We start from the raw sequence: 24,410 nt of genomic DNA, 5'->3' as shown, positions 1-24,410 counted from the left end.
ACGTCGAGCCTAGACGTCGATGTGCGCCCCCATGATCACCGTTCGGTCCCGGGGCAGTCCGAAGTGCTCGGCGGCGTCGGCCGTGATGTAGGAGGTCGCGATGAACAACCGCTTGCGCCAGGCCGCCATCGCCTTGCCGGGCCCGCGTTGCAGCTCGATCTTCGACAGGAAGTAGCGCGCCTCGTCGAGGTTCAGCGCCCCTTCGGTCTGCGCCGGGTCGAGGAGCGCGAGCGCGGCGGGCACGTCCGGCGTCTCCATGTAGCCGAAGTGAGCGCTCACATGGAAGATGCCGTCGTCCTCGTGCCCGAGGTCGTCCACCTTGATGCGGTTCTCCTGCGCCACTCGAGGCACCGGCTGGGTCTCGATGGACACGATCACAACGCGCTCGTGCAGCACGTGGTTGTGCTCGACGTTCGCCCGCATCGCCAGCGGCGCGGTTTCCTTGCCCCGGTTCAGAAACACCGCGCACCCAGGCACCCGTGTCGGCTGCTGCGCGTGCAGTTCCTCGATGAACGCCTGCAACGACCCTTCGGCCTCACGCCGTGCCTTCGTGACGATCGCCCGCCCGCGCTGCCACGTGGTCATGACCGTGAACGCCGTGAGCCCGATCAACAACGGCAACCACGCCCCGTGCAACAACTTCGTCAGGTTCGCCGCCAGGAACAGCAGGTCGACCCCGAGCAACACCACGCACCCGAGCCCGATGGCCCACGCAGGCGCCCCGAACCGGACGCGAGCGATGAACAGGAACAGCGTCGTGGTGATCGTGATGGTCCCGGTGACCGCCATGCCGAAGGCGAACGCCAGCGCCGCCGACGTCTGGAACGCGAACACCAACGTCAGCACCGACACGAGCAACACCCAGTTGATCCACGGCACGTAGATCTGCCCGATGGTCGACTCGGACGTGTGCGCGATCCGCAACCGAGGCAGATAACCCAACTGCGCGGCCTGTGACGCCACCGAGTACGCCCCGGTGATCACCGCCTGCGAAGCGATCACCGTGGCCGCCGTCGCCAGCACCACCATCGGCCACCGCGCCCACTCGGGCACCAGCAGGAAGAACGGCCCGCTGATGTTCGCGGCGTCCTCCAGGATCAGCGCCCCTTGCCCCATGTAACTCAACACGCAGGCCGGAAACACCAGGAACAACCACCCACGGGCAATCGCGGACCGCCCGAAGTGCCCCATGTCCGCGTACAACGCCTCAGCGCCGGTGACCGCCAACACCACAGCCGCCAACGCGAAGAACGCGATGTCGAAGTGCCCGAACAAAAACCCGAGCGCATAGGTAGGCGACAACGCCTTGAGGATGTCCGGGTGGTGCGCGATCCCCCCGACTCCAGCCAGCCCGATCACCGTGAACCACAGGATCATCACGGGCCCGAAGAACCGCCCGACGACCCCACTCCCCCGCCGCTGCACCAGGAACAGCCCAACGATGATCACCGCGGTGATCGGCACCACGAACCGCTCCAACTCGGGCTCGACGACCTTGAGACCCTCCACAGCGGACAACACCGAGATCGCCGGCGTGATCATGCTGTCGCCGAAGAACAACGCAGCACCAAAGATCCCCAGCGCGGCCAACGTGGCCGCGGCCTTCCGCCCCTGCTTGGCCTTCCACCGCCGCAACAAGGTGATGAGGGCCATGATGCCGCCCTCACCGTCGTTATCAACACGCATCGCCAACAACACGTACGTGACCGTCACGACGATCATCACCGACCAGAAGATCAGCGACACGACCCCGTACACGTTGTCGACGCTGACCGGCACCGGATGCGGGTCAGCGGGGTTGAACACCGTCTGGATCGTGTAGATGGGGCTGGTCCCGATGTCCCCGAACACAACCCCGAGCGCCCCGACGACAACCGCCAACCGCACGGTGTCGCGCGCAAGCTTCGTTCGCGACGGCCCAGCAACCTGCTGATCAGCCACGAGCACCCCCTAGACCGCCGGTTGCCCGCAAGATAACCGCGCACCCCCTGACCTGCTCAGCACAACCGGGTGATCTTTACGCCTTCCTGACGCCTGGCCCGAGCCGGGCAGGGCGGACCGAACGCACGGGACGGAACGCGGCAGACCGGGCGAGGTGGCACAGCGCGGCGGCCTGGCGAGTGGCCAGAGAGAGTGCAGACCGGCAAGCGTTGGGTGGCCGAGCGTTGGGGTAGCCAAGAGCTACGCGGCCAATGGCTTGAGGAGAACGACGCCGAAGGCGAGGCCGACAGAGCGCGAGCATCGCGATGGCGCAGCCGAGCCGACACTCTTGGCCGCACCGGTCAGCCGGTATCGGTGACGTACCAGCACAAACCCAGCCACGTACGCGTGGGATTGGGGCTTGACTTTGGGTGCGAGGTGCCCAATCCCTATCGACGCGCCAGCGGCGATGAAACGACCCGTCCCGAAATGGTCTGCACGACCACCGCCCAAAGGCGACGCGACAAGCCCAACCCAACCCCGCCACAACCCCAACCCTTTGACATACCCATACCCCCTTGGGGTATAAAGACGGGGTGCCACCGCACCCCCGGCGTGACCAGCCGGCCGCGCGGTGACCGGAAGAAGGAGCGAGACATGCACGGCTACGCCGACACAAAAGACGCCCACCTGCGCCGACTCCGCCGTATCGAGGGCCAGGTCCGCGGCTTGCAGCGGATGATCGAGACGGACGAGTACTGCATCGACGTGCTCACCCAGATCTCCGCGGCGACCAGGGCGTTGCAGGCGGTCTCACTGGGGTTGCTCGACGAGCACCTCAAGCACTGCGTGAGCCAGGCCATCAGCGAGGGCGGTTCCACGGCTGAAGCGAAGATCGCGGAAGCCAACGACGCCATCGCCCGCCTGGTCCGCTCCTGACCCCAAGAGGAGATCCACCATGAGCGAGTCCGTCCACACCGTCACCGGCATGACCTGCGGCCACTGCGCGAGCAGCGTGACCACTGAGGTGTCGAGGCTCGACGGCGTGACCAACGTGGCCGTCGACCTGCCGACCGGCCAGGTCACGATCACCAGCAAGACCCCGCTCCCCCTCGACGACGTGCGCGCCGCGGTCACCGAGGCCGGCTACGAGTTGGCACCGCGATGAAGACGGGCTACAAGGTCGCTTTGTACGGGGCGGCGCTGGTCGTGGTCTTCGGCGGAACCTGGGCCGCGGGCGCGGCAACGGGCACGCCGCAAGCGCCGCCAGTGCACGCCGAACAGTCACACGGCGAGGAAGCCGCCCATGGCGGTCACGACCAGGCGCCGTCGAAGCTCCCGCCGGGACTGTCCGTGTCGGACAACGGATACACCCTCAAGCTCGACGCCACCAAGTCGTTGCAGTTCCAGATCGAGGGGCCGGACGGCAAGCCGGTGACGAAGTTCGCCGTGGAGCACGAGAAGCGGCTGCACCTGATCACGGTTCGCCGGGACGGCGCGAACTTCCAGCACGTGCACCCCGAAATGGCGCCGGACGGCACCTGGACGGTCCCCGTCACCTATCCGGACGCGGGCAGCTACCGGGTGTTCGCCGACTTCAAACCGGAAGGCGGACCGAAGACCACGCTGGGCGCGGACATCCAGGTCGCGGGCGACTACCGGCCCAAGGCACACGAGGACAGTCGCACGTTCAGCGTCGACGGCTACGAGGTGACCCTCGACGGCGAGTTGAACGTGAACAAGCCGTCTGCGGTCACCGCGACCATCACCAAGGACGGCAAGACGGTCACTGACCTGCAGAACTACCTGGGCGCCAAGGGACATCTGGTGGCGCTGCGGTCGGACGACCTGGCCTACCTGCACGTGCACCCGGAGCAGGGCGACCAGGTGAAGTTCGCGGTGGAGGTGCCCACCGCCGGGAAGTACCGGCTGTTCCTGGACTTCCAGCACGACGGCAAGGTTCGGACGGCCGAGTTCACGCTCACAACGCACGAGGAGGGCGGTCATGGCCACTGACACCATCGAGATCTCGATCGGCGGCATGACCTGCGCCTCGTGTGCGGCGCGGATCGAGCGGAAGCTCAACAAGCTGGACGGCGTGGAGGCCTCGGTCAACTACGCGACCGAGAAGGCCAAGGTCAGCTACGCGGGCGACCTCACGCCGGCGGACCTGGTCAAGGTCGTCGAGGAGACCGGTTACACGGCCGAACTCCCGACCACCAAGGCCGAGACCGAGGCCCCGGACCCGACGAAGACGCTCAGGGAACGGTTGATCACCTCAGCGGTGTTGTCAGTGCCGGTGATCGCGCTGGCGATGATTCCGGCGCTTCAGTTCGAGTACTGGCAGTGGTTGTCGCTCGCGCTCGCCGGGCCGGTTGTCACGTATGCCGCGTGGCCGTTCCACAAGGCCGCGTGGACGAACCTCAAGCACGGCGCCGCGACGATGGACACGCTCATCTCGCTCGGGGTCGGGGCGGCGTTCCTGTGGTCGCTCTACGCGTTGTTCCTGGGTACGGCCGGGGTTCCCGGCATGACGCACGGGTTCACGTTCACCATCGAGCGGATGGCCGGGACCGGCAACATCTACCTCGAGGTGGCGGCGGGCGTCACGACGTTCATCCTGGCCGGGCGCTACTTCGAGGCGCGGTCCAAGCGGCGGGCCGGTGCGGCGCTGAAGGCGTTGCTCGAGCTCGGGGCGAAGGACGTCGCGGTCATCAGGGACGGCAAGGAGACGCGAATCCCCACCGGCCGGCTGAAGGTCGGTGACCTGTTCGTCGTGCGGCCCGGCGAGAAGATCGCCACCGACGGTGTCGTCGAGGAGGGCAGTTCGGCGGTCGACGCGAGCATGCTCACCGGCGAGTCGGTGCCGGTCGAGGTGCGGCAGGGCGACGCCGTGGTCGGCGCCACCGTCAACGCCGGCGGGCGGCTGGTCGTCAAGGCCACGCGGATCGGGTCGGACACTCAGCTCGCGCAGATGGCGCGGCTGGTCGAGGACGCGCAGAACGGCAAGGCCGAGGTGCAGCGGCTGGCAGACCGGATCTCGGCGGTGTTCGTGCCGATCGTGATCGCGCTCGCCGTCGGCACGCTCGGGTTCTGGCTCGGCACCGGTGGTGGCGCCGGGGCGGCGTTCACGGCCGCCGTGGCGGTGCTGATCATCGCCTGCCCGTGTGCGCTGGGGCTGGCGACGCCGACCGCGTTGCTGGTCGGCACCGGTCGTGGTGCGCAGCTCGGCATCCTGATCAAGGGGCCGGAGGTGCTGGAGTCCACCCGCCGCGTCGACACCGTGGTGCTCGACAAGACCGGGACCGTGACGACAGGCCAGATGAGTCTGGTGAGCGTTCACACCGCGGACGGCGAACAGGAGGACGAGGTCCTGAAGCTCGCCGGGGCGCTGGAGAACGCCTCCGAGCACCCGATCGCCCGCGCCATCGTCGCGGCGGCCGGGGACGTGCCCGAGGTCGAGGACTTCGGCAACGTCGAGGGACTCGGTGTGCAGGGCGTGGTGAACGCTCATGCGGTGCTCGTCGGTCGGGAACGGCTGCTCAGCGACTGGAGCGTGCAGCTCGACGAGACTCTCCGCGAAGCCAAGGAAGCGGCCGAACGGCAGGGACGCACGGCGGTGCTGGTCGCGTGGGACGGCAAGGCGCGCGGTGTGCTCGTCGTCGCCGACACCGTGAAGCCCACGTCGAAGGAAGCCATCGAGGGTCTGCGCAGGCTCGGGCTGCGTCCCGTGCTGCTGACCGGCGACAACCAGGCGGCGGCCGAGGCGGTGGCGGCGGAGGTCGGCATCGGCGAGGTCATCGCCGAGGTGCTGCCGTCCGAGAAGGTCGACGTCGTGAAGCGCCTGCAGGACGAGGGCCGGGTCGTGGCCATGGTCGGGGACGGTGTGAACGACGCCGCCGCGCTCGCCCAGGCCGACCTGGGGCTCGCGATGGGCACCGGCACGGACGTCGCGATCGAGGCCAGTGACCTCACGCTGGTGCGCGGTGACCTGCGGGCCGCCGTCGACGCGATCCGACTGGCGAGGCGCACGCTCACAACGATCAAGGGCAACCTGTTCTGGGCCTTCGCGTACAACGTCGCGGCGCTGCCGCTGGCGGCGTTGGGCCTGCTCAACCCGATGATCGCGGGCGCGGCGATGGCGTTCTCGTCGGTGTTCGTCGTCAGCAACAGCCTGCGGTTGCGCGGCTTCCGCTGACCCGACTGACACGACCCACACGGGCGGTTTCGTAGCCTCGGCACATCAGCCTCCGACCGAAGAGGAGCAGTTGTGCCGAGGTTCGCCCTGGTCGTGACGTTGCTGGTGGCGCTGGGAGCGTGCACCTCGACGCCACCGGAGCCGACCGCCGTGCCTGCGCCGTCCAGCACGCCACCACCGCAGGAACAGGTGTACGTGTCGATCGGCGACTCCTACGCCACGGGCTTCGGCCCGAACGGCACCGGTGAGAGCTTCGCGCAGATCATCGCGAAGCAGCAGAACCTCAAGCTGATCAACCTCGCCTGCAACGGCGCCACCTCGGCCGATCTCGGCGCCAAGCCCGCCTGCGGCCCTGACGCCGGCGGCAAGACCCAGCTCGACGCCGCCGTGGAGGCGTTGAAGGGCAAGAAGGCCGCCCTGGTCACGGTCGTGATCGGCGGCAACGACCTGACTCCGTGCGCAATCGTCCCCGACCCGCTGGACTGCGCGACCAGGACAGTCACCGGCATCCAGTCCAACGTCGCGGGCGCGCTCTCCGAACTGCGGGGAGCCGCGCCGGACGTCAAGATCGTCGGCCTGACCTACCCGGACGTGTTCCTCGGCGCGTGGGTGAACCCGTCGTTCCCGAACGGCAAGAACATCGCGACGCTGTCCGTCACGATGTTCCAGGACTTCAACACGAAGATCGCGGCCCAGTACGCCAAGTTCGGCGCAAAGTTCGCCGACGTCACGAGCGCGACCGGCGGCTACGGCGCGCTGACCGAGCTGACCCAGGACCCCAGGTACGGGCAGGTCCCGACGTCCGTGGCCAAGGTGTGCGCGCTCACCTACTTCTGCGACCGCACCGACGTGCACCCGACCCCCGCGGGACACCAGGTGATCGCCGAGACCGTAACGGCAGCGGGTCGCTGAGAGACGAACCAGGGCAGGGTTTTCCGCGTATTACCCGAAAGACCCTGTTGATCAGCTCGCTCACCTGACAGGCTCTGGAACCGTTGCCGCGACTAGGAAGAGTGCTTGATGACCGTGCTCCCGCACACGACCGACGCCCTGCACCGGCTCAGCGACGCCGTCGACGGCTTCCTGCGCGGTGAGAGGGAGTTGAACCTGAGCGACCCGTCCGCGCACATGCTGGTCGGGGGCCGTCTCCACGCGCTCGGCGGGCAGATCCACTCGGCCGTGCTCGCGGGAATCCCGGAGGAGGACATCGCCGCCGTCGTCCAGCCCGCCCGGTCGGCATGTGCGCGTTCACCTTTCATGCGCGACGAGAACGAATGGGCGCGCGGCTACCCCAGCGACTTCAAGCTCCTCGACCACATTCTCGCGCAGAACGTCGAGGCGGCGCCGGGCACGCTCGGCTGGCACGTCGAGACACACCTGCAGGGCGTGGCGATCACGCACCAGCTGCGCAACCGCGTGCTGCACCAGACCCGGCTGATCGGCGACACCCTGACCGCGCCGCGCAACGGCCCCGTCTCGATCCTGCTGATCGCCTCCGGCACCGCGCCGGACCTGCGGCGCATCCCGCCGAACATCGTGCGGCCCGGCGACCGGTTCGTGCTCACCGACGTCGACCCGGACGCGCTGGAACTCGCCGAACAGCGGCTCGGGCCGTTGTGCGAGGCCACGACGACGTTCAGCGGCAACGTGTTCCGCGCGATCCCGAAGATCGCCGAGCAGGGCCCGTACGACCTCGTGCTGGTCAACGGCCTCTACGAGTACCTCAACGACCGGGCGGCCGTGCGGTTGACCGAGGCCGTGCTGACCAGGCTCGTGCGTCCCGGTGGGCTGTTCCACTTCTCCAGCCTCACCGGCGGCAACCCGTTCCGGTACGCCCTCGAGTACCTGATGGAGTGGCAGGTCATCGAACGCGACGAGCGCGCCGTGCGCGCGCTGCTGCCGGGGTGTGACGTGTCAGTGGGATTCGACCAGACCGGGCTCGCCCTGCTCGCGCACGTCCGGACCGGGCGCCGCTGACAGCCCGCGGGTGAGCAACCAGACGGCCAGCACCATCTCGTTGAGCGCGAGCGGCACGAACAACACGGCGGCCTGGGTCTGGGCGAGCACGTCGAGCAGCACGAGCACCGCACCGGCCAGGTAGGGCACGACGGCGACAAGCGCCCACACCGAGATCCACCGGGGCACGAGCTTCGAGCGGAACAGCAGGACGTTGAGGAGCGCCACGCTGACGCAGAAGTAGACGGCGCTGGCGTGGCCCCACACCTCGTCGATGTGAACGTGCGCCAGCGGGGCGATGGCCGACATCAGGAAGACGACCTCGAGGGTCCTGGCGACGACGTACCCCATCGCCAGGCCTTCGCCGTGGGCCTTGAGGACCGGGAACAACGTCGGTGCGATGAACGCGATGGCCACGGCCATGACGAACACCATCACGCCCCTGGTCGTGCCCTGGGTGGCCGCGCTGACCACACCTGCGGCCGTTGCGGTGATGAAGAGGGAACCAACTACCCGTGCTGTCATGGCGCCGAGGCTCGCTGGTCGCGGTGTGCGGCTGGTGTGCACGCGGTGTGTGAGAATTCGCCGGTGCGGATCGGGGTGCTCGGTGGTGTCCGCGCCACCACCGACGACGGTGAGCCGATCGACGTCGGTTCCCCCAGGTCGCAGGTGGTGCTGGCGGCTCTCGCGCTCGCGCCCGGGGTGGCGTTGCCGGTACCGAGGTTGATCGACCTCGTCTGGGGTGACGAACCGCCCGCCACCGCTCCCAAGGCGGTGCAGTGGCACGTCGCGCAACTGCGGAAGTCGCTGGGCGCCGAGGCGATCGCGACTGTCGGCGCGGCCTACCGGCTCGAGGTGCCCACGGACGTCTCGCAGTTTCTTGAGCACGTTCACAACGGGGATGTTGCGGCTGCCGTCTCGGTGTGGGGCGGGATGCCGCTGGCCGGATTGGCGGCTCCGGGACTGGACGCGGCCGTCGCCGGGCTGGTCGAGGAGTGGCTGGGCGCGGTCGAGGCCGACTTCGCGCAACGGGTGGTGGCCTCGCCGGCGGCCGTGGTCCGTGAGCTGTCGACGTTCGTGGCGGACCATCCGACGCGGGAGGGGCTCGCGGCGCTGTTGATGACGGCGCTGTACCGGACCGGACGGCAGGCCGACGCTCTCGCGGTGTACCAGCGGGTTCGGCAGCACCTCGTCGCGGAACTCGGCGTGGAACCGGGTCCCGAGCTGCGGGCCGTCGAGCAGCAGGTGCTGGCACACGTGCCGGTTCAGGCGCCGGTGCTGATCGGGCGGGAGACGGAACTCGCGGCACTCGCGGAGGCGTTGCGGAACGCGCCCGTCGTCACGCTGGTGGGACCGGGCGGGATCGGCAAGACGCGGCTGGCGTCGACCGCGGGCGGGGCGTTCGTGTCGCTCGCGGAGATCACCTCGTCCGCCGACGTGCCCCGGGCCGTGGCGGACGCCCTGGGAATCGTGGCACGGCCAGGGGTTTCGGTCGTGCAGGCCGTCGTCGCGGCACGGCCTTCGTTGCTGGTGCTGGACAACTGCGAGCACGTGCTCGACGGCGCCGCTTCGTTCGCCGCTGCGGTGTCGGCGTCGGTGCGGGTGCTGGCCACCTCCCGGGAACGGCTTTCCGTTGCCGACGAACGGGTTGTGGTCGTCGAGCCGCTGGATGCCGAGGCGAGCGTCGAGCTCTTCGATCTTCGCGCGCACGCCGCCGATCCGGCGTACGTCGGCGATCCGGCGGTGGCCGAGTTGTGCCGCCGGCTGGACGGGATTCCGCTGGCCATCGAACTGACGGCGGCGCGGGTGCGGAGTCATCGGCCCGCCGAGTTGCTGAACCGGTTGGACATCGGGGTCCGGCGGACGGGGGCGGCGCGGCACCGGACCGTGCGGGCGGCGATCCAGTGGTCGTACGACCTGTTGTCGGCGGACGAGCAGGAATTGTTCTGCCGCCTCTCGGTGTTCGCGGCGCCGTTCGACCTCGGTGCGGTGGCGGAGGATCACCTGCTCGGGGATCTGATCGAGCGGTCGATGCTGACCGTCCACGACGGACAGTTCGGGCGGCGGTTCCGGATGTTGGAACCGTTGCGGCAGTTCGCTTCCTCACTCCTGCGGGATCGGGCAGCCGCGATGGGCGAGCACTCTGCCTGGTGCCTGCGTCAGGTGAGTCTGATCGGCGATCTGTTGCGCGGACCTGCCGAGGCCGAGGGGGTCGGGCGGCTCGCCGAGCTGTGGCCGAACCTGCGGGTGGCGGTCGAGTGGGCCTTGTCGTGCGGCGATCTGGCGCTGGCGGACGCGTTGGTGCGGCCGGTGGTCACCGAGCTGCCGTTGCGCGGGCGGCGCGAGATCGGCGACTGGGCCGCACGACTCGTCACCGGCGGGTTCTGGCTCGTCTGGGTCGCCGAGCGGAACATCCAGGGGTCGAGTCCGGCCGCTTTGCCCGACGTCGCGGACGACCCGTTGAACCGGTACGCGAGGGCATACGCGTCCGGGGACGGCCTGGGTTTGGCGGCATGCCTGCCGGAAGCCGTTGCGGTGGTGGAGGATCCGCATCTGAAGGGCTTCCTGGAGCTGATGCCGTCGGGCACGTTGATCGGGGCCGGCCAGTTCGGGCACGTCGATCAGCGGGTCATGGCACTGGCCGAGCGGTACCGGGTGAGCGGGCCGCCGACGCTCGCGCACTGGGCGTTGCAGACGCTCGGGTACAGCGCGATGTTCCAGGGGCGCGAGCCCGACGAGTTCTTCGACGCGGCCGCGGACGTCGAGGTGCCGCCCGGCACGTTGTCCGCCAACAAGACCACGGAGGCGCGGCGGGCGTTCCGGCGCGGCGACCTCGGCGCGGCTTTCGAGCTGCTGCAGGCGCACGTCGAGGAGTTGCTGGAGACCGGCAACGTGGTCGCGGCGAGCGTGGTGGCCGTCGAGTTCATCGCGATCACCCGCGAGAGCATGCCTTCCGAAGCGGCGCGGGTGCTCGGGTATCTGAAGCACGCGGGCGACTTCGGCGCGATGGCCGCAGCGAAGCTCGTCCACGGCCTGACCACCGAAGCGTCTGGAATGGACGATCGAGAAGCGTTGCGTTACATGAGAAGCGTGCTCAGCGCAGGCCGTGCGCGATCCGGGTCACGAACGCCGCCAGCCGGTCGGGCGTGAACTTCTCCGGGTCGGTGAGCACGAGCCGTCCGGACATCTCCGCCAGCGCCAGCATCGCGTGGCCGAGCAACGCCGAGTCGAGGTCGTCGAGGCGGCCGAGTTCCTTGAGTCCCAACGCCGCCAGGTCCTCGATCTGGGCCAGCACCCCGGCGCGCACCAGTTCGACCTGGGCGCGGAACTCGGCGGGCGTGCCCTCGGGCGGCAGCAGCACGAGCCGCCACCGGTCGGGCGCCTCCACCACGGCGTTGACGAACGCGCGCACGGCGTCGGCGAACGCGTCGTCGGGCGAGCGGGTGGCGAAGTCGGTGGGCAGCGCGGCGATGACCTGCTCGGTCGCGCGCCCCGCCTCACGTTCGAGCAGGGCGCCGATGAGCTCGGCGCGGTTCGCGAACAGGTCGTAGAGCACGGGCTTGGTGACCTCGGCCTGCTTGGCCACCGACTCCATCGTCACGGTGTCGAAGCCCGCCGGGATCAGGCTCAGGGCGGCGTCCAGCAGCTGCTCGCGGCGCTGCTCGGGAGGCAGGCGGCGAGCGTACTTGCGACGCGTTGTGTTCACGCGACCATATTGCTACGGTGGCGTAGCTTTCACAAAGCTACGCAGGCGTAGTAATTGGCGGAGGTACTGCGATGGAGCCGGACAACCTCGTTCTGCAGCCGCGTGACGTGCAGTTCGACTGGTCGACCCTGCCGATGCACTGGGTCCCGGAAGAGCCGGTGACCACGCACGTCATGAACGTCCTGCACCTGCTGCTGCCCGAGGGCGAGCGGTGGTTCGTGCGCACGTTCCAGCAGGCCGTGCCGCTGATCACCGACGACACGCTGCGCGAGGACGTGCTCGGGTTCATCGGCCAGGAGGCGATGCACGCCGAGGCGCACAGCGAGGTCCTCGACCACCTGCTCGCCAACGGCCTGGACCCGCGCCCGTTCACGCGCCAGATGGAGCACGTCTTCCAGCGCATCCTGGCGCCCACCCCGGGGCTTGCCGGTGAGCAGGCACGGGAACAACTCATCGAACGCGTCGCGATCGTCGCCGCCATCGAGCACTTCACCGCGTACCTGGGCGACTGGATGCTGAACGCCGACGCACTGGATCGAGCGGGCATCCACCCGGTAATGCTGGACCTGCTGCGCTGGCACGCGGCCGAGGAGGTCGAGCACCGCAGCGTCGCGTACGACCTGATGTGCCACCTGGACCGCCGGTACGTGCGGCGGGCGCGGACGATGCTGCTGGTCGCGCCGGTGTTGTTCTGGCTGTGGGTGCGGGGCGCGCGGTTCATGATGCGCGCGGACCGGACGACCCGGACGCGACTCACCTGGCGTGAGTCGATGCGGGCGGGACGGCGGGGGTTGCTGCCGCGGCTGTCGGAGATCTTCCGGGCGTTCCTGCGGTACTTCCACCCCGCGTACCACCCGCGGCAGGAGGGGTCGACGTCGCAGGCGATCGCGTACCTGGCCAGCTCACCGGCGGCGCGGGAGGCGCACTGATGCTGGGTGGGCTGACTCGGTTCGGCACGTTCTACGACGCCGCCGTCACCCGTTTCGGCGGGAGGGCCCGGCCCGGCGTGACGCGGGATGCCTTGTGGCTCACCGTTGTCGAACGTTCACAGGTCGCGGACGGCGTGATCAGCCTGCGGTTCGGTGGCGCTCCGGTGCCCGCCTGGCAGCCGGGCTGTCACGTCGACCTGCACCTGCCGTCCGGACTGCGCCGCCAGTACTCGCTGTGCGGCGACCCGGCTGACGACACCTACCGGATCGCGGTGCGCGAGGTCGGCGCCGGGTCTCGGGAGGTGCAGGCGCTCCAGGTCGGCGACCGGATCCAGGTGCGCGGGCCGCGCAACGCGTTCCCGTTCGCCGGGCTCGGGCCGGTGGTGTTCGTGGCGGGCGGGATCGGGATCACCGCGATCCTGCCGATGGTGCACGCGGCGGCGCGGGCGGGGCTCGACTGGCGGCTCGTGTACTGCGGGCGGTCGACGGCGGCGATGCCGTTCCTGGACGAACTCCCGGCCGGCGCTGTGGACGTGCGCATCGGCCGCGGCGGGGCGTTGCTGGCGGATGCCCAGCCGCGAGGGGCGGTGTACTGCTGCGGGCCGTCGTCGATGCTGGAGCAGGTGCGGACCGAGTTCTCCTCGCGGTGGCTGCACTTCGAGCGGTTCAGCCCGCCGCCGATCGTGGACGGGCGGCCGTTCGCGGTGGAACTGCGCCGCAGCGGGGTGACCCTCGACGTGCCGGCCGACCGGTCGGCGCTCGACGTGATCAGGGACTTCCGGCCGTCCGTCGCCTACTCGTGCCGGCAGGGGTTCTGCGGCACGTGCGACGTCGGCGGCGTGCGGATCTGCGTGGACCGGCCCGACGGTGACCGACTCGTGTTGGAGGAACTGTGAAGGTGCGTTCCGGGGAAGTCGAACTCGCCGTGCAGGTGCGCGGCGACGGGCCGACGGTGGTCCTGGTGCACGGGTATCCGGACACGCACGAGGTCTGGGACCGGGTGGCGGCGTTGCTGGAGAAGGACTTCCGGGTCGTCACCTACGACGTGCGCGGCGCCGGCGACTCGACTCCTCCGTCCACCGAGGACGGCTACCGGCTCGAACGGCTCGCGGCCGACCTGTTCGCGGTGATCGACGCGGTCAGCCCGGACGAGCCGGTGCACGTCGTCGGGCACGACTGGGGGTCGATCCAGTCGTGGGAAGCCGTGACGACGCCGGGGGCGCGGATCGCGACGTTCACCTCGATCTCCGGGCCGTGCCTCGACCACATGGGCCACTGGTCGCGGAAGGGCCTGTCGGTGGCGCATCTGAGGCAGTTCGTCCGGTCCTGGTACATCGGCGCGTTCCACCTGCCGGTGCTCGCGCCGCTGTTCTGGCGGCTCTACCTCGGGCCGCGCTGGGGTGCCGAGCTCCGTCGTTTGGAAGGTGTGAAGGTCACGCCCGCGCGCACGATCACACGGGACGCCGTGCGCGGGATCTCGTTGTACCGGGCCAACATCCGCCAGGTGATGCGGTCACCGCGGCAGCGGCTCGCGCCCATGCCGGTGCAGGTGATCCAGCCGACCCGCGACCGCTACATCCGCACCGAGCCGCTCGACCTCGAACGCTGGGTGCCGTCGCTGACCCGGCGGCGGATCGCGGCCGGGCACTGGGCACCGTTGAGCCATCCGGCACCCCTGTCCCGGATGATCAGCGAGTTCGTCACCGACTCCACGCCGAAGCGCGAGCTCGTGGTGATCACCGGCGGTGGCAGCGGGATCGGCAGGGCCACGGCGGTCGCTTTCGCCAAGACCGGTGCCGAGGTGATCGTGTCCGATGTGGACTTCCGGGCCGCCAAGGAGACCGCCGACCTGATCGACGGTCACGCCTACGAGGTGGACGTGCGCTCCGAGGAGGCCGTCCGGGCGTGGGCGCGGCAGGTCGCGGACGAACACGGCGTGCCCGATGTGGTCGTGAACAACGCCGGCATCGGCCACTCCGGGTCGTTCATGTCGACCTCGACCGAGCAGTGGCAACGCGTGCTGGACGTCAACCTGTGGGGTGTCGTGCACGGCTGCCGGGCGTTCGGCGAGCTGATGATCGAACGTGGCGAGGGCGGCCACGTCGTGAACCTGTCCTCGGCGGCGGCCTACCTGCCGTCGAAGATCCTCTCCGCGTACGCCACCAGCAAGGCGGCGGTGTTCATGCTGTCGGACTGCCTGCGCGCGGAACTCGCGCCTCACGCGATCGGGGTGAGCGCGATCTGTCCCGGCGTGGTGAACACGAACATCACGGCCACCACGACGTTCTCCGGGGTGAGCTCGGACGAGGAACGGCGCAAGCAGGACCGGGCGTCGCGGATCTACGCGCGGCGCGGGTTCGGGCCGGAGGGCGTGGCGCGGGAGATCGTGCGCGCGGTGCGGAGGAACCGGCCGGTGGTGCCGGTCACGGTGGAGGCCAAGGCGGCGAGGGTGGCCAGCCGGGTCGTGCCGGGGTTGTTGCGCAGCTTCGCCAAGTTCGACGTGGGCTAGGGGGACGAGTGAGGGGCGGCCTGACCAGCCGCCCCTCACGTGTTTGTCCTAGACCTCGGCCAGGTCCCCGCCGAACGCGGCCGCGAGCCGCAGCCACGGCGCGGCCTCCTCAGGCCGACCCTGACGCTCCAGCGTCCGCCCCAGCAGCAGGTGCGCGTAGTGCTCGACCGGGTCTCGGTCCACGATCACGCGGAGCCGCGCCTCGGCCTTGCCCAGCTGCGCCGAGTGGTAGTACGCCCGCGCCAGCAGGAGGTAGAGGTCCGTCTGGAACGGGACCTCGTCCGCCACCTCGGCGAGCAGCTGCGCCGCCTTGATGTAGTCGCGGGACTCGAACAGCAGTTGTGCGCGCTCCCACTTCTCGGCGGGAGTCTCGACGTGGTCCTGGTCGAACAGGTGCCGGACCGTGACCCAGCGGTCTGCCGCCACACCACCGTTCGGCTGGTACGCGTGGAATCCGGTGCTGTCGTGCACGGAGAACTCGTTCATGAGGAGAACCTCCCTTCCGTTCACCTCCAACGCGTGGGCGGGACAGGTATTCCCCACCGTCGTCATACCCGGCGGACGATCCGCAACGACTGCGCGTAGGTGCCCGTTCCGTCCAAAGTGGAGGCACCACCGAGGTCACTGATCGTGGGACCGTTCACGGTTTTGCGGCTCGACGCGAAGCGGTAGCGGCCGTCCTGGTCGCGGCCGATGTAGACGCCCACGTGGTCGAGTTGGCCGGTGGCCTCCTCGGCGTCCGCGTCGAACACCACCAGGTCGCCGGGCTGGACGTCGGTGTAGGTGCGGTCGTTGTGCACGATCACACCGGGGCCGTTCGGGCCGATGTCCCGCGAGCGGCGCGGGAGGTGGCCGCTGACAACGCCGGTGTAGTTCATCGGCACGCCCAGGTGGTAGCCGAAGACCATGCGGACCATGCCCGAGCAGTCCAGCGTGCGGTGCCACTGCGGGCCGGGCGCGGGCCGCGTCTCGCCGGTGGGGAACTGCCACGCGACGCCCATGTACTCGTGGAAGTCCGCTCCCTCGATGCGCGTGCCGTCCGGGTTCAGCGGGCCGTAGCCGGACTCGCCGAGCACCTGCCTGCCGCCCTCGAAGTACGGTGCCGCTCCCGTTTGCAGCATCGCGCAGTACGCCAGCACGTCCGGGGAGACGTCGGTCGCCCAGGCCCGCACGCGGATCTCCGTCTCGGTGTTCCAGCCGGTGAACGGCTCAGGCAGCACGCGGACCCACGTGTCGTGCGTGACCACCGGCGGGCGGGCCCAGGTGCCGGTGGCCTCGAACTTGTGCACCTGTGCCTGGTTCGAGGCGGTGCTGTTCGTCGACGCGATCGCGCGCACGCCCAGCTTGCCCGCGCCGAACGTCGTGTCCTGCACGGTGTGCGTCCAGCCGGGTTCGGCCGTGCCGTCGCGCCACGCCTTGGCCTGCGAGGTGCTGCCGGAGCGGGCCACGCGGACGTGCCAGCGGCCTATGCCGGTGCCGACGTTCACCCCCGCAGCCAACGCTAGGGGGACGCCGATCAGTTCGCGGTCGACGCTGAGCCGGACGGCGCCGCTGGGGCTGAACGCGAGCCTGGCGCGGTAGTGGTTGTCGAAGTCCTGGTAGCCGAACGTCAGGGCGATCGACGAGTCCGCACCCGCCGGTGCCGTGCTCAGCGAGACCGTGGCGACGCAGTCGAAGTCGCCGATCGCCGGGTCGTTCAACGTCATGAAGTAGCTGGCGTTGGTCCTCGCCAGCCTGATCACGCCCTGGCCGGGTTCGACCCGGTAGTCCGCGGTCTCGCCGTTCGTCCTGCTCCACCGGCCGCCACCCGGTGACGTGCCCCAGCCGTCCACGACGGTGCGCGCGAACACGTCAGCGAACGGCCGTTTCTGCTCGGTGAACGACCGGCGCGGGCCCCGCACGGTCACGGTGCGGGCGCCCGTTGTGAGCGTTGCCAGCACGCCCTTCGCGTCGGACACCCTGGTGCGCCCGCCCGGCACCGTCTCGACGGTGAGGTCTCCGCGCACCGGGTCCGGGAACCAGCCGGGGTCGCCGAACGCGATCAGGCCGGGAATCCGCTGACGCGCGAACGACACCACGTCCCCCTCGACGGCTGCGGCTGAAGCGGCGGCACCGGCGTGCGCGGGCTGCGAGCCCACCAGCGGCACCGCGGCGCCGGCCGCGAACGCGGCCAGCACGGATCTGCGGTTCAAAGACGGCATTTCTACTCCCCCAGAACGGAAATCACGTCGATGACGTGATCCTCCCAGATCTGCCGGGACACCTCCTCGGGATAAGCGACGACCTCGTCCCGCTCCCCGAACACCCGCGTCAGCCGGTTCGACGGGCCGTAGGCGGGCCACGGGTCGCCGTCGATCGCGAATCCGCTCCACGCCGTCCGCATCCGCGCCGACACCTCTTCCACGACCGGCGTGACCTCCCCGAGCACCGCCGCTGTCCCACCCCGGTCCAGGTTGCCGAACACCAGCGGCACGTCCAGGCCATGGCAGGCGCGGAACATCTCGGTCGGCGCGAAGGTCACCTCGTAGACGTGTGCCCGTCCACCACCGGCGACCTGGGCCTCGGCGAGGTGCAGCGACGGCATCCGGAACAGCCAGTCCGAACACACCGTCTCGAACAACTCCTCCGGTCCCAGCGCGGGATAGGCCAGTCCGGGCGCGAACACCTCCACCGCCTGTGCCGCCTGCGACGCGGTGACCTGGCCGATCAGCCCGTCCAGCACGGAGAGCAGCCGTTGCTCGTCCCGCGTGTGCCCGGCGATCAACTCGACGGACCGCCCGGCACCCGCCCTCAACGCCTCCCACGGCGTCACCGGCAGCACGTCGCCGTCGACCACGGGCGCGAACGGGATCCGTTTGTGCGCGACCTGACCCCAACGCGGGAACTGCGTCATCTTCGCCATGACCTCGTCACCGGCGGCCGTCAGCAACTCGGGCTCCACAGTGGACAGATCAGCGACCGAAGCACGCAGCCCCAACTCCGCCGCGCACACCGAGGCGATGTCGGCGGCCAGGTCCGGTGCGAAGAACACCCCGGGCACGCTGCTCGCGATCGCCCGGGAGAACAACCCGGCAGCACGCGGCATGGCGAGCAACGCCGCCACCGATCCCCCGCCCGCCGACTGCCCGAAGACCGTCACCCGGCCCGGATCCCCGCCGAACGCATGAATGTTAGCGCTCGCCCACTCCAACGCGGCGACCTGATCGAGCAGGCCGCGGTTGGCCGGAGCGCCGTCGATCTGGAGGAATCCCTCGACGCCCACCCGGTAGTTGAACGTCACCACGACGACGCCGTCCGCCGCCAGCCGCGTGCCGTCGTACTCGGGCAACCCGGACGTGCCGACCGTGTAGGCACCGCCCTGGATCCACACCATCACCGGCAGCCCGCCGGACAGGTCGGGCGACCAGACGTTGACGGTCAGCCACTCGTCCCCAGAAGAGCCGATCCCGCCCATCCCGAGCAGCCCGGCCTGCGGTGGCGGCGGCCCGAACTCGACCGCCTCGCGTACCCCGTCCCACGGCACGACCGGCCGCGGCGCCGCGAACCTGCTCTCCCCCACCGGAGGCGCCGCGAACGGAACGCCGCGGAACACCGCCGTTCCCGCCTCGACAACACCGCGAACCGTGCCACCGGTGACCCGTACCTCGACCATGGCGGGAATCGTCAGCGCACCATCACCGAGAACGCCAGGGATTTACCGGTGGCCGGATCAGGACTTGGCACCGTTGAGGTCCGGGAACGCCAGATCCTTGAAGTACCGGGTGGCCTCCAGCTTCCTGAGCTCGCCGAGCCGCTCGATGAACGCGCTCGCGGCCTTCTCCTGCACCGCGAGCTGCGCGGCGTCATCAGAAGCCGGGAAGTTGCCGGGAGTCGACTTCCACTCCAGGTAGGCCGCCGTCACCGCCATCTCGCTGTTGCGCAGCAACACCCACGACTGGTCCCACCGGTAGAACGCCCGCAACCCCGTCAACCCGGCCACGAGCAAACCGGCGAGCGAGATCGTCAGGGCCTTGCCGGGGTACTCGAGGCTCGTCAGCACGGGCAGCGCGGCGCCGACGACGATCACCAGCGTCCCGCTGAGCCGGTAGAACCGCCGGTGCCAGTGCGCGCGGGTGTCGTAGAACGTCCGCAACCACTGGCCGTACGCGTCCGCGGTGGCGATCACCCCGTCGTTCATCTCCGCGACGTGTGCCGGAAAAGCAGGGATGGACTTCATGTCGGTTCCCCCCTCAAGGAACTGAACACCGGTCCCCCCAACGATAGTCAGGCTGTCACGACGACCTTCGCCCGCGCGTGCTCCGACTCGACGTACCGGATCGCGGCGGGCACGTCCGTCAGCGGATAGGTCCGCTCGATCACCGGCACGAGCTTCCCCGACTGGGCCAGCTCCCGCAGCGCGTCGAGGTTCTCCTTGCTGGGCTTGGCCTCCAGCACCACGAGCCGTTGCCGGGCGAACGACGCCAGCAGCCGACCCTGGATGATCAGCCGATACGGCCCGAACAGCGTTCCCCCGGTGAAGCTGCCGCCCCCGGACAGCACCAGCGTGCCGTCCGGCGTCAGCAACGCCCGCAGCTCGGCCATCGTCCGGTTCCCACCAGGTCGAAGACGACGTCGTAGACCTGCGAGGAACGGGTGAAGTCCGTCGTCGTGTAGTCGACGACGTGGTCGGCCCCGACCGACCGCACCTGCTCGACGTTGCGCGTGCTGCACACCCCCGTGACGACGGCCTTGCGCGCCTTGGCGATCTGCACGGCCATCAGCCCGACCCCGCCGGACGCCCCGTTGATCAGCACCCGCTGCCCGGCCTGGAGTTCGCGCAGCCCCGTCCACGCGGTGTTGCCGGCCAGCGGCAGCGTCGCCGTCTGCTCGAACGTCAGGTTGGACGGCTTGTGCGCCACCAGGTTCGCGGGCACCCGCACGTACTCGGCGAAGGACCCCTCGACCTCGCCGAACACCTCGTCGCCCACCTGGAGCATGCCGCTCACGCCCGGCCCGACCTCCGCGACCACACCCGCGAAGTCCATTCCCCTGATCCGCGCCTTCGGTGCCTTGAGCCCGAGGAACAACCGCGCGAAGTACGGGTCACCGCGCATGATGTGCCAGTCGGCGGCGTTCACCGACGACGCCCTGACCCTGACGAGCACCTCGCCGGCGGCGGGCACGGGCCGGTCGACCTCCCTGAGTTCCAGCACGTCCGCGGAGCCGTATCTGTCCTGGACGATCGCCTTCATGGCGGGACTCCCTCACTCGCTCGTGAGGAAAGCTTCGCCGCGCGTCAGCCCCGGCACATCAGGGACGACCCCTACGGCGAGCCCGGAAGTCTTCCACCGGCGGCTCCGGGTCCTCGTCCTCCCCGTCGAACTCGTAGGGCTTGACGTGATCGAGGAACGTGACGACCTCGGGTCGTGCGGACGGCAGCAGCCCGGTCGACGGCCGGGTGCCGTGGTAGCCGTCGACGACACCGGTGAACAGCGCGTCGAGGTTCGGGAACGCCTCCACGACCTCGGCGGGCAACGCGGTTCGGTACCGGCGGCGGCCCGCGGTCCAGGCGTCCTGGGCCAGGTCTAGTTCGAGAAGTTGTGCTGCCACACCAGATCGAGCCAGGTCGATCAGCCCGTCGTCACCGATGACGTTGTCGTGCAGGTTCAGCTCCCACAGCTGGGGCGTCACCGGCCACCGGGCCAACGCCCGCACGCCGTCCGAGTCGATGTCGTTGTGCGCCAACGAGATGCCGTCCAGCTCGGGAGCGTCCGGCAACCAGTCCAGCTTCCCGATCGCGCAGTTGTCCGCACGCACCGACCGCACCGTGCGCCACACGGGTCCGTCCGGCAGCGCCCCGAGCGGATTCCCTGACACGTCAAGGGATTCGAGCGGGAGTTCCAGCACCGCGCGCAGGTCGGTCAGGCCAGTGGCGGCGAGGTTCAGCGACTTCAACCGAGGCAACCGCGCGAGCGCCTGGACGTCGCGGATCGGCCGGACGTCCGGACTGTAGTAGTGCGGCGACCCGGTGATCTCCCCGCTGAGATCGAGGTGTTCGAGCACGGGCAGGTCCACGTCCGGCAGTGAGCCCTGGATCTTGAGCCGGGTCAGGTTCCCGAGTTCGGCACGGGCGAAGAACTCGGTCGCGTCGCAGTGGAACTCGAGCGCGAGATCCAGCCCGGCCAGCGGGCAGCCGGCGAGCTCCCGCGCTTCCTCGACGGTCGCCACGCGCACCTCGGCCGACCGCAGTTCCGGCAGGAAGTCGTTGCGCAGCAGGTGAACCAGGTCCGGCGCGCGCATCCCGACGTGCCGCAACCGGGTGGGCCCGCCGATGGGCAACGGCAGGTCGGCCGCCACTGATTCCAACCGGCCGAACGCCTCCCCGCCCGCGAACCGGGCCAGCGCCCGCCCGTCGAACTTCATCAGCCCGCGGAACTCCACGGCCCGCAACGCGTCCCAGTGCTCGGCGATCTCCGGCAGCGCCGCCACCTGCTCCATGGCGTACCAGCCGAGTTTCAGCCGTCGCACCGCCCGCACCTCGGGCCGCACGCGCGGATCCGGCAAGGCCAGCCGGAGCATCCCGTGCTGAGAGGTGTGCAGGTCCAGCGACCGCACGAGCGGCCACCCAGGCCTCACGAACCCGGACTCCAGCGCCGCGACCCACGAGTACGGCGCCTCCCGCACGTCATCCGGCCAGTCGGCGATCCGTTCCTCGATCGCCGTCACACCCGCAGCACAAAGCGCGCGGAACGCCAACCTGGTCGGCGTCCCGCGCAGCGCTCTGTCAACGTTCACAAGAGAAAACCTACTGCGTGAACCTATTGGGGCAACTCCGCGCCAGTCTGCTCCTTGACCATGTACTCGGCGTACCAGTCGGGCCAGTTCTCGTCGAACTCGCCGCCGTTGCGCTTCTCGTGCTCGCCGTGCGCCACCGCGGCCCGGCGCAACGCCGCCGCGAGGTCGGTGATCGACGTGTACGAGGTGTCGTCGGCGTCCACCCGGCCGGGCAGGCGGGTCGTGACCTCCTGCAGGATCCACAGGTTGCCGTCCGGGTCGGCGAACTCGGCACGCGTGAAGTAACTGCGGCGCTCGGGGTCCGCGCCTTCGACGGGCCCGTCCGGACCACCGTGGTAGAGCGGCCCGACCTTGATCCCGCCCGCGAGCAACGCCTCGTGCGTCGCCACGATGTCCGCGACGATCAGGAAGTGGCGCCCCGAACCGGGTTCCGCCGTCGTCACGCCCTCACCGAAGTGGATGGACGCGGTGGACCCGTGCGGCGTGTACTGCACGACCCACGGCGGCGTGACGTCCTGCCGCCATCCGAGCCGGCTGTAGAACTCCTTGGCGCGGTCGACGTCCGTGACGCCGATGACGGTGACTTCGAGCTTCATGTCGATCTCTTCGAGCTTCACTTCGCTACGTCCTTCGCAAGGTCGCGGAGCGCGTTGAGGAACGCCTCCGAAAAAGTGGGGAACGGCTGGATCACGTCGAGCAGCACGGTCAGGGGCACCTTCGCCCGGATCGCGACGGTGGCCTGCTGGAGCCACTCGCCCGCTTCCGGCCCGACGGCGTACGCGCCGGTGAGCACCTCGCCGTCGGACACGAGCGTCAAGAACCCGGGCCGCGTGTCGTACTCACGGGTGTAGGTGGCCGTGCGTGCAACACCGGACAGGTGCGCGGTGGCCGTGTACTTCCCTTCCGCCGCACCGACCGCAGCGACTTCGGGGGTGGTGAACACGACCCGAGGAACCGCGTCGTAGTTCACAACGGCTTGCTGTCCAAGGATGTTCGCGGCGGCGACACGTCCCTGGTACTTGCCGACGTGCGTCAGGTTCCACTGCCCGGTCACATCACCGACCGCCCAGACACCATCAGTCACGTTCATCCGCGCGTCGGTCTTGATCCCGCGCGGATCTGCTTCCACACCAACGTTCTCGAGCCCGATCCCGTCGACGCGCGGCCGTCGTCCGGTGGCGACGAGCAGCTTGTCACCCCGCAACTGCGACCCGTCCGGGAAGTCGAGCACGTACTCGCCGTCGACGAACGACGCCCTGCTGGCGTGCGAACCGAGGTGCAGCTCGATCCCGTCCGCCGCCAAAGCCTCGGTCAACGTCCGCCCGGCCGCCTCGGGTTCGCGGGGCAACACCCGGTCCGCGCCTTCGACCAGAGCGACCTCGGCACCGAAGCTCCGGAACGCCTGCGCCATCTCGACACCCACCGGCCCGCCACCGAGCACCAGCAACCGCCGCGGGATCTCCCGAACGCCGGTGGCCTCCCGGTTGGTCCACACTTCCAACTCGCTCAGCCCGGGAATCGGCGGGAGGAACGGCGCGGACCCGGTGGCGATCACGATGTGGTCGGCCTCGTAGCGCTGCCCCTCCACCTCGACCACCCCGGGCGCGGCGATCCGGCCGTGACCGCGCAGGACGTCGATCCCGGCGCCCTCGGCCCACTTCGCGCCACCGGCGTCGTCGTAGGACGAGACCATGAAGTCCCGCCACGCCAACACAGCCTGAACGTCGACCTCACCGCTCACCGCCTCGCGAGCACCGGGCACCTGCCGTGCCGCCGCCAGCACCTCACCGGCCCGCAGCAACGTCTTGGACGGGATGCAGGCGAAGAACGAGCACTCCCCGCCCAGCAACTCGCGCTCGACCACGGCCACCCGCAGCCCGCCCTCGGCGACGGCCGCGGCGAAGTGCTCGCCAGGTGACCCGCCACCGATGACGATCACGTCGTACCGGGCGGCCATCACACACGCCCCGGCAACCGAGTGGTGACCTCCTGCAACACCCAGCCGTTGCCGTCCGGGTCGCTGAACGACGCGAACGACCCGTAGCTGGCCCGGCCGGGATCGGCACCGGCGACCCGTCCCTCGACCCCGGCGTGGTGGAACACCCCGGTCTTGTCGTGGAAGATCTCGCTGACCTCCACGCCCCGGCCGAGCAGGTCCTCGCGGGCGGCCTCGATGTCGGACACGACCAGGTGCAGCCCCTCGACGCTGCCGGGGTGAGCGTTCGACACACCGGTGCCGAAGATGATCGAGGCGGGCGACCCGGTGGGCGTGAACTGCACCAGCCGGTAGCCCTCGTCGTCGGCGAACTCGGCATCGAAACGCCAGCCCAGCGCCTTGTAGAAGTGCACGGCCCGGTCGATGTCGCGGACCGGGATGACGGTCACCTCGAGCTTGTAGTCCATCGTGGTCATCTCCTC

General features: G+C 69.7%; 21 protein-coding genes and 1 pseudogene. 10 read left to right on the top strand and 12 right to left on the bottom strand.

The features are described from left to right. Positions 1-9 precede the first annotated feature (9 nt). The gene (locus JNUCC0626_RS03075; protein ID WP_394618104.1) at positions 10-1,941 is read right to left on the bottom strand and encodes a potassium transporter Kup; all 1,932 of its coding nucleotides are present in this window, start codon (positions 1,939-1,941) and stop codon (positions 10-12) included. A gap of 636 nt (positions 1,942-2,577) precedes the next feature. On the opposite strand from JNUCC0626_RS03075, the gene JNUCC0626_RS03070 reads away from it, so the two are divergent. From JNUCC0626_RS03070 to JNUCC0626_RS03045, 6 genes are all read left to right on the top strand, one after another. Next, positions 2,578-2,859 (top strand): metal-sensitive transcriptional regulator, encoded by a 282-nt coding sequence (locus tag JNUCC0626_RS03070; RefSeq protein WP_394618103.1) that lies wholly within the window; start codon positions 2,578-2,580, stop codon positions 2,857-2,859. 19 nt (positions 2,860-2,878) lie between these two features. Further along, positions 2,879-3,088, top strand: a complete 210-nt coding sequence (locus tag JNUCC0626_RS03065) for a heavy-metal-associated domain-containing protein (RefSeq protein ID WP_394618102.1) — start codon at positions 2,879-2,881, stop codon at positions 3,086-3,088. Further along, the gene (locus JNUCC0626_RS03060) at positions 3,085-3,936 is read left to right on the top strand and encodes a hypothetical protein (RefSeq protein ID WP_394618101.1); all 852 of its coding nucleotides are present in this window, start codon (positions 3,085-3,087) and stop codon (positions 3,934-3,936) included. Before JNUCC0626_RS03065 ends, JNUCC0626_RS03060 begins: the two co-directional genes overlap by 4 nt. Further along, on the top strand, positions 3,926-6,118 hold the full coding sequence (locus tag JNUCC0626_RS03055) for a heavy metal translocating P-type ATPase (protein WP_394618100.1): 2,193 nt from the start codon (positions 3,926-3,928) through the stop codon (positions 6,116-6,118). The genes JNUCC0626_RS03060 and JNUCC0626_RS03055 overlap by 11 nt, the downstream gene beginning before the upstream one ends. 72 nt (positions 6,119-6,190) lie before the next feature. Continuing rightward, complete coding sequence (locus JNUCC0626_RS03050) at positions 6,191-7,030, top strand: SGNH/GDSL hydrolase family protein (RefSeq protein ID WP_394618099.1); 840 nt, start codon at positions 6,191-6,193, stop codon at positions 7,028-7,030. Positions 7,031-7,138: 108 nt separating this feature from the next. Further along, positions 7,139-8,095, top strand: coding sequence for a class I SAM-dependent methyltransferase (locus tag JNUCC0626_RS03045; RefSeq protein WP_394618098.1), 957 nt, complete (start codon positions 7,139-7,141; stop codon positions 8,093-8,095). On the opposite strand, the gene JNUCC0626_RS03040 is transcribed toward JNUCC0626_RS03045, so the two are convergent. Continuing rightward, the gene (locus JNUCC0626_RS03040) at positions 8,033-8,599 is read right to left on the bottom strand and encodes a DUF4386 domain-containing protein (protein ID WP_394618097.1); all 567 of its coding nucleotides are present in this window, start codon (positions 8,597-8,599) and stop codon (positions 8,033-8,035) included. The two genes, JNUCC0626_RS03045 and JNUCC0626_RS03040, sit on opposite strands and share 63 nt — an antisense overlap. A gap of 63 nt (positions 8,600-8,662) precedes the next feature. Here JNUCC0626_RS03040 and JNUCC0626_RS03035 point away from each other — a divergent pair, with 63 nt between their 5' ends. Further along, the gene (locus JNUCC0626_RS03035) at positions 8,663-11,224 is read left to right on the top strand and encodes an AfsR/SARP family transcriptional regulator (protein ID WP_394618096.1); all 2,562 of its coding nucleotides are present in this window, start codon (positions 8,663-8,665) and stop codon (positions 11,222-11,224) included. Here the strand turns inward: JNUCC0626_RS03035 and JNUCC0626_RS03030 are convergent. Beyond that, positions 11,169-11,780: a TetR/AcrR family transcriptional regulator gene (locus JNUCC0626_RS03030; RefSeq protein ID WP_394618095.1), complete on the bottom strand. Its 612-nt coding sequence runs from the start codon at positions 11,778-11,780 to the stop codon at positions 11,169-11,171. The two genes, JNUCC0626_RS03035 and JNUCC0626_RS03030, sit on opposite strands and share 56 nt — an antisense overlap. 71 nt (positions 11,781-11,851) lie before the next feature. Here JNUCC0626_RS03030 and JNUCC0626_RS03025 point away from each other — a divergent pair, with 71 nt between their 5' ends. From JNUCC0626_RS03025 to JNUCC0626_RS03015, 3 genes are read left to right on the top strand one after another with little or no spacing between them, the layout of a single operon-like run. Next, complete coding sequence (locus JNUCC0626_RS03025; RefSeq protein WP_394618094.1) at positions 11,852-12,709, top strand: metal-dependent hydrolase; 858 nt, start codon at positions 11,852-11,854, stop codon at positions 12,707-12,709. Further along, positions 12,709-13,605, top strand: coding sequence for a PDR/VanB family oxidoreductase (locus tag JNUCC0626_RS03020; RefSeq protein WP_394618093.1), 897 nt, complete (start codon positions 12,709-12,711; stop codon positions 13,603-13,605). Before JNUCC0626_RS03025 ends, JNUCC0626_RS03020 begins: the two co-directional genes overlap by 1 nt. A gap of 2 nt (positions 13,606-13,607) precedes the next feature. Next, entirely contained in the window at positions 13,608-15,218 is a 1,611-nt protein-coding gene (locus tag JNUCC0626_RS03015; RefSeq protein ID WP_394618092.1) for an SDR family oxidoreductase, read from the top strand. Between the two features lie 48 nt (positions 15,219-15,266). Here JNUCC0626_RS03015 and JNUCC0626_RS03010 read toward each other — a convergent pair whose 3' ends face one another. The 9 genes and pseudogenes from JNUCC0626_RS03010 to JNUCC0626_RS02970 form a co-directional block, all read right to left on the bottom strand. After that, on the bottom strand, positions 15,267-15,704 hold the full coding sequence (locus JNUCC0626_RS03010) for a tetratricopeptide repeat protein (protein WP_394618091.1): 438 nt from the start codon (positions 15,702-15,704) through the stop codon (positions 15,267-15,269). Between the two features lie 62 nt (positions 15,705-15,766). Further along, positions 15,767-17,419, bottom strand: coding sequence for an NlpC/P60 family protein (locus JNUCC0626_RS03005; protein ID WP_394618090.1), 1,653 nt, complete (start codon positions 17,417-17,419; stop codon positions 15,767-15,769). Positions 17,420-17,421: 2 nt separating this feature from the next. Next, complete coding sequence (locus tag JNUCC0626_RS03000; protein ID WP_394618089.1) at positions 17,422-18,870, bottom strand: carboxylesterase/lipase family protein; 1,449 nt, start codon at positions 18,868-18,870, stop codon at positions 17,422-17,424. Positions 18,871-18,927: 57 nt separating this feature from the next. Then, on the bottom strand, positions 18,928-19,434 hold the full coding sequence (locus JNUCC0626_RS02995) for a DUF4231 domain-containing protein (RefSeq protein WP_394618088.1): 507 nt from the start codon (positions 19,432-19,434) through the stop codon (positions 18,928-18,930). A 47-nt stretch (positions 19,435-19,481) separates the two neighbouring features. Next, positions 19,482-20,311 (bottom strand): annotated as a pseudogene (locus JNUCC0626_RS02990) (NAD(P)-dependent alcohol dehydrogenase). Positions 20,312-20,507: 196 nt separating this feature from the next. Continuing rightward, positions 20,508-21,992 (bottom strand): leucine-rich repeat domain-containing protein, encoded by a 1,485-nt coding sequence (locus tag JNUCC0626_RS02985; protein WP_394618087.1) that lies wholly within the window; start codon positions 21,990-21,992, stop codon positions 20,508-20,510. Between the two features lie 23 nt (positions 21,993-22,015). Next, the gene (locus tag JNUCC0626_RS02980) at positions 22,016-22,609 is read right to left on the bottom strand and encodes a VOC family protein (protein ID WP_394618086.1); all 594 of its coding nucleotides are present in this window, start codon (positions 22,607-22,609) and stop codon (positions 22,016-22,018) included. Then, a complete protein-coding gene (locus tag JNUCC0626_RS02975; protein ID WP_394618085.1) occupies positions 22,606-23,949 on the bottom strand; it encodes a dihydrolipoyl dehydrogenase family protein in 1,344 nt (447 codons plus the stop codon). The genes JNUCC0626_RS02980 and JNUCC0626_RS02975 overlap by 4 nt, the downstream gene beginning before the upstream one ends. Further along, entirely contained in the window at positions 23,949-24,404 is a 456-nt protein-coding gene (locus JNUCC0626_RS02970; protein WP_394618084.1) for a VOC family protein, read from the bottom strand. Before JNUCC0626_RS02970 ends, JNUCC0626_RS02975 begins: the two co-directional genes overlap by 1 nt. Between the last annotated feature and the right edge of the window lie 6 nt (positions 24,405-24,410).

The sequence above is a fragment of the Lentzea sp. JNUCC 0626 genome, from assembly GCF_043632865.1.
Classification (GTDB): Bacteria; Actinomycetota; Actinomycetes; order Mycobacteriales; family Pseudonocardiaceae; genus Lentzea.
The sequence above is the reverse complement of the archived record's forward strand: the minus strand, read 5'-3'. Positions and strand labels throughout refer to the sequence as shown.